Annotated in this window: 4 protein-coding genes; all 4 read left to right on the top strand. The window is 62.4% G+C overall.

The window, feature by feature from the left end; genetic code table 11:
- Positions 1 to 301: 301 nt before the first annotated feature.
- The 4 genes from fae to K9857_RS29625 all read left to right on the top strand — a co-directional run bounded on the left by fae (position 302) and on the right by K9857_RS29625 (position 4,822).
- Positions 302 to 814 (top strand): formaldehyde-activating enzyme, encoded by a 513-nt coding sequence (gene fae, locus K9857_RS29640; RefSeq protein WP_175379020.1) that lies wholly within the window; start codon positions 302 to 304, stop codon positions 812 to 814.
- A gap of 10 nt (positions 815 to 824) precedes the next feature.
- Positions 825 to 1,859 carry an aldo/keto reductase gene (locus K9857_RS29635; RefSeq protein ID WP_224542023.1) on the top strand — a complete coding sequence of 345 codons (1,035 nt, stop codon included), beginning with the start codon at positions 825 to 827 and terminating at the stop codon, positions 1,857 to 1,859.
- Positions 1,856 to 3,292, top strand: a complete 1,437-nt coding sequence (locus K9857_RS29630) for an NAD-dependent succinate-semialdehyde dehydrogenase (protein ID WP_224542022.1) — start codon at positions 1,856 to 1,858, stop codon at positions 3,290 to 3,292. The genes K9857_RS29635 and K9857_RS29630 overlap by 4 nt, the downstream gene beginning before the upstream one ends.
- A 165-nt stretch (positions 3,293 to 3,457) precedes the next feature.
- On the top strand, positions 3,458 to 4,822 hold the full coding sequence (locus tag K9857_RS29625) for an MFS transporter (protein ID WP_224542020.1): 1,365 nt from the start codon (positions 3,458 to 3,460) through the stop codon (positions 4,820 to 4,822).
- The last annotated feature ends 48 nt before the right edge of the window (positions 4,823 to 4,870 follow it).

The raw sequence follows: 4,870 nt of genomic DNA, 5'->3' as shown, positions 1-4,870 counted from the left end.
GACTGATACACCATCGCGAGCAGGCTCGCTCCCACAGTTTTCAAGGGTATGACCAGAAGTCATACCCCCATGATTTTTTATGGTTACAGCCCCGCAAACCCCCAGTGTTAAAAAATCGCAAACCAGCTCATCAACGACAAAAAAGAGCGTTTGCAACCATGACTAATCATCACTGCCGCGTCCCCGCCAGCTCCCTGCTGCGCTCTTCGAATCCCGACTTCTGCCACGCCGTGCCCCTGGCCCGCGTGCGCTTCTGATCACCCAAACAAATCCCTCTGCGTCCTGACAAGAGTAACGACACATGAAAGAACTCGACCTGTACATCGGTGAAGGTTTCGAAGGCCCAGGCGTGAACGCCGCGCACATCAACATCCTGATCGGCCCGCGCAACGGCCCGGCAGGTCAGGCGTTCGCCAACAGCCTGGCTTCGCCAAGCCAGGGTCACTGCCCGTTCATGGTGATCGCCCAGCCGAACATCCCGGTCAAGCCGATGACCCTGTACGTCAACAAGGCCGCCATCACCAGCGACCTGCACGGCAACGCCACCTGGGGCGCGTCCCAGGCCGGTATCGCCAAGGCCGTTCTGGAAGCGCTGCTGGACGGCACCCTGCCGCCGGAAGCCGAAGACGAGTGGGCCATCGTCACCGCCAACTGGGTCAACCCGTCCTGCGACGACCTGGATGCGGTGTACCTGAACAACTACAACGCCTGCCGCACCGCGATCCGCGCCGCCCTGACCGGCAAGCCGGAAACCGCGCAGCTCAAGGATGTGGTCAACCACATCGCCAACCCTTTCTACACGCCAAAAGCCTGAGGTCCGCGCCATGCAATACATCCGTTTGGGCAACTCCGGCCTGGAAGTCTCCCGCCTGTGCCTGGGCACCATGAACATGGGCACCCCGGACTGGAAACCGTGGATCTTCGATGAGAAGAAAAGCGAGCCGATCGTCAAGCACGCGCTGGACAACGGCGTGAACTTCATCGACCTGGCGGACTTCTATTCCGCAGGCGTCGGCGAGGAAGTGGTAGGGCGCATCGTCAAGCGCCTGGCCCGTCGCGAAGACCTGGTGATCACCACCAAGGTCGGCTACGGCACCCGCACTGGCATCAACGCCAGCGGCCACTCGCGCAAGCACATCATGGACAGCATCGACGCCTCGCTCAAACGCCTGGACATGGATTACGTCGACGTCTTCATGCTGCATTACTTCGACGTGAACACGCCGGTCGAAGAGACCATGAGCGCGATGAACGACATCGTGCGTTCCGGCAAGGCCCGCTACATCGGCGTGTCGACCATGCTCACCGGCCAACTGGCGAAGATCCTCATGGCCTGCGAGCGCAATGGTTGGGTCAAACCGATCAACATGCAGCTGCAACTGAACTGCGCCTACCGCGAAGAAGAACGCGAAATGATCCCGTTCTGCCGCGATCAGGGCCTCGGTGTTTCGGTGTTCAGTCCACTGGCCCGTGGCCTGCTGACCGGTGACGTGCAGTCGACCCGCAACCAGACCGACTTCTTCACCCAGCAGATGTACAGCGACGAAGCCTCGTTCGAAATCGCCCGTTCGGTGCAGCGCGTGGCCCGTGCCCGTGGCGTCTCCAACGCGCAGATCGCCCAGGCCTGGGTCGCCAATCATCCTGGCGTGGATTGCATGCTGGTCGGCGCCGACACCACCGAGCAGTTCGACAGCGCCCTGGCGGCTCTGGAAACCAAATTCGACGCCGAAGAACTGTACGAACTGGAGCGCAACTACACCCCGTGCGACGTGATCAACGATTACACCGCCGGCAAACGCATCCTGCGTTCGGCCCGTCCGGGCACCGAGCGTTTCAACCTGACCGAGGCGGTGGCATGAGCGATTTGATCCGTCACGGCAATTTCATCGATGGACAATGGTCTGGCAGCAACGGGGCGACGTACCCGGTGCTTAACCCGGCCACCGGTGAGCTGATTGCCGACGTGCAAAAGGCCGGCGCCGAAGAAACCAATCTGGCGATCGAAGCCGCCAACCGTGCCTTGCCGGCCTGGCGCAAGCTGACCGCCAAGGAACGCAGCCAGCGCATCAAGCGCTGGGGCGAGCTGATGCTGAGCAACCAGAAGGACCTGGCCACCTTGCTCAGCCGCGAGCAGGGCAAGCCGCTGGCCGAAGCCATGGGCGAAGTGGTCTATGCCGCCAGCTTTCTGGAGTGGTTCGCCGAAGAAGCCAAGCGCGCCTATGGCGACGTGATCCCGAGCCACAAGGCCGATGCGCGCATCGTCGTGGTCAAGGAAGCCATCGGTGTGGTCGCGGCGATTACGCCGTGGAATTTCCCGCTGGCCATGGTCACCCGCAAGGTCGGCCCGGCACTGGCGGCCGGTTGCACGATGATTCTCAAACCGTCGGAAGAAACCCCGCTGTCGGCCTTCGCCCTGGCGGTGCTGGCCGAGCAGGCCGGCATTCCGGCCGGTGTGTTCAACGTGGTCTCCGGTGACGCGGTGGCGATCGGCGGCGCGCTGCAAGCGTCCGGCATCGTGCGCAAGCTGTCGTTCACCGGTTCCACGCGCACCGGCAAATTGCTGATGCGTCAGGCGGCCGACACGCTGAAAAAGATCTCGCTGGAACTGGGGGGCAACGCGCCGTTCATTGTCTTCGACGACGCCGACATCGACGCCGCCGTCAAAGGCGCGATGGCCTCGAAATTCCGCAACACCGGCCAGACCTGCGTCTGCGTGAATCGCTTCTTCATCCAGGACGGCGTGTACGAAGCCTTCACTGGCAAGCTCGCCGAAGCGGTTGCGGCCATGCGCGTCGGCAATGCCCTGGAAGGCGAAACCGAGCAGGGCCCGCTGATCAACGCAGCCGCGTTGGCCAAGGTCGAGTCCCACGTCAGCGACGCGGTAGGGAAGGGCGCCAAGGTCCTGTGCGGCGGTCGCCGTCACGCTTTGGGCGGTACTTTCTACGAGCCGACGATTCTCGCCGAAGCCAGCAGCGACATGCTGATCGCCCAGGACGAAACCTTCGGCCCGGTGGCGGCGTGCTTCCGTTTCAAGGACGAAGCCGAAGTGCTGCAACGCGCCAACGACACGCCGTACGGCTTGTCGGCCTACTTCTACAGCCGCGACATCGGCCGCGTCTGGCGCATGGCCGAAGGCCTGGAAGCGGGCATGGTCGGCATCAACGAAGGGATTATTTCCACGGAAGTGGCGCCCTTCGGCGGCATCAAGGAATCGGGCCTCGGTCGCGAAGGCTCCAAGTACGGTCTGGATGACTACCTGGAAATCAAATACCTGTTGATGGGTGGCCTCTAAGCTCACCCACCCCCTGTAGGAGCGAGCACGCTCGCGATGGTCGTCAACGATAACGCGGGGCATCTGATGCCCAGCGGTGTTCTGGAGTCCATCGCGAGCATGCTCGCTCCTACAGGGATTTACTCGGTTTCATTTCTCCGTCAATAACAAAAATTGGAGACTTACATGTCCGTACAACCGGTAAAAATCGACGACCTGCCCATCGGCCGTTTCCACATCAAAATCGCCGGCCTGACCTTCGGCGCCCACTTCACCGACGGCTATATCCTGGGCCTGATCGGTATCGCTTTCACTCTGCTGAGCCCGCAGATGCAGCTCGATGCATTCTGGCAGGGCCTGATCGGCGCTTCGGCATTGATCGGCCTGTTCCTCGGCAGCCTGTTCTTCGGCTGGATTTCCGACAAGGTCGGCCGGCAGAAAATCTTCCTCGTCAGCTTCGTGCTGATCACCATTGCCTCGGTGATGCAGTTCTACGTCGAATCGGCGATGGCCCTGTTCTTGTGCAGGGTGCTGATCGGCATCGGCCTGGGCGGTGACTTCAGTGTCGGCCACGCCATGCTCGCCGAGTTCGCGCCGAAGAAGCACCGGGGGGTGCTGCTCGGTTCCTTCAGCGTGATCTGGACCTTCGGTTACGTCGCCGCGACCTTCGTCGGCACCGCCATGCTCAGCCTGGGCGACGATGCCTGGCGCTGGATGCTGGCTTCGTCGGCGATCCCGGCTGCGCTGATTCTGATTGCCCGTATCGGCACTCCGGAATCGCCGCGCTGGCTGGTCAATCAGGGACGCGTCGCGGAGGCCCGTGCCATCGTCAAGAAGTTCCTGGGCGAGCACGTCGAGCTGGACGAAACCCGCTCCACCGAAACCCGCTCCGGCTACGCCGTGCTGTTCAGTCCCGAGTACCGTAAGCGCACCGCGTTCAACTGCCTGTTCTTCGTCTGCATCGTGATGCCGTACTTCGCCATCTACACCTTCCTGCCGTCGATTCTGCAGAAGATGGGTCTGGCCGAAGGCTTCGGCACGGAGCTGATGCTCAACATGCTGCTGATCCTCGGCGCGCTGATCGGCATCTGGTGCACCATCAAGTTCACCCGTCGTGGGTTCCTGATCAACTCGTTCATCATCCTCGCCATCGCCCTGTTCCTGCTGGCGGTATTGCCGAGCAGTGCTGCGGCGCTGATGGTGCTGGTGTTCGGCCTGTTCACCCTGGTGCTGTCGGCGGTGAGTAACCTGGTGGGCGTGTTCCCGGCCGAGAGCTTCCCGACCGAAGTTCGCGCCAGCGGCATTGGCCTGGCTACGGCGGTGAGCCGCCTGGGTTCGGCTGTCAGCACCTTCCTGCTGCCGGTGAGCGTGGCGGGCATCGGTCTGAGCCCGACCATGGGCATCCTCGCGGCGATCCTGGCGATCGGTGCGCTGCTGTCCTGGGCCTGGGCGCCGGAGACCAAGTCGCTGACCTTGAGTCAGGCATGCAAGGCGCAGAGTCCGGTGGAGAGTGGTTCGGCGGTGTCGGCTAAAGCGGCTGCATCGATCTGAAGAACCCCATAGATCCAAATGTGGGAGCGGGCTTGCTCGCGAAAGCGG

The sequence above is a fragment of the Pseudomonas sp. REP124 genome (assembly GCF_020164475.1).
Taxonomy (GTDB): Bacteria; Pseudomonadota; Gammaproteobacteria; order Pseudomonadales; family Pseudomonadaceae; genus Aquipseudomonas.
This window is presented reverse-complemented; position numbering and strand designations above follow the sequence as displayed.

What these genes read in the sequence shown, in the direction of transcription:
- fae (WP_175379020.1), top strand. Translation starts at nt 302, where the DNA reads ATGAAAGAACTCGACCTGTACATCGGTGAAGGTTTCGAAGGCCCAGGC.
- K9857_RS29635 (WP_224542023.1), top strand. Translation starts at nt 825, where the DNA reads ATGCAATACATCCGTTTGGGCAACTCCGGCCTGGAAGTCTCCCGCCTG.
- K9857_RS29630 (WP_224542022.1), top strand. Translation starts at nt 1,856, where the DNA reads ATGAGCGATTTGATCCGTCACGGCAATTTCATCGATGGACAATGGTCT.
- K9857_RS29625 (WP_224542020.1), top strand. Translation starts at nt 3,458, where the DNA reads ATGTCCGTACAACCGGTAAAAATCGACGACCTGCCCATCGGCCGTTTC.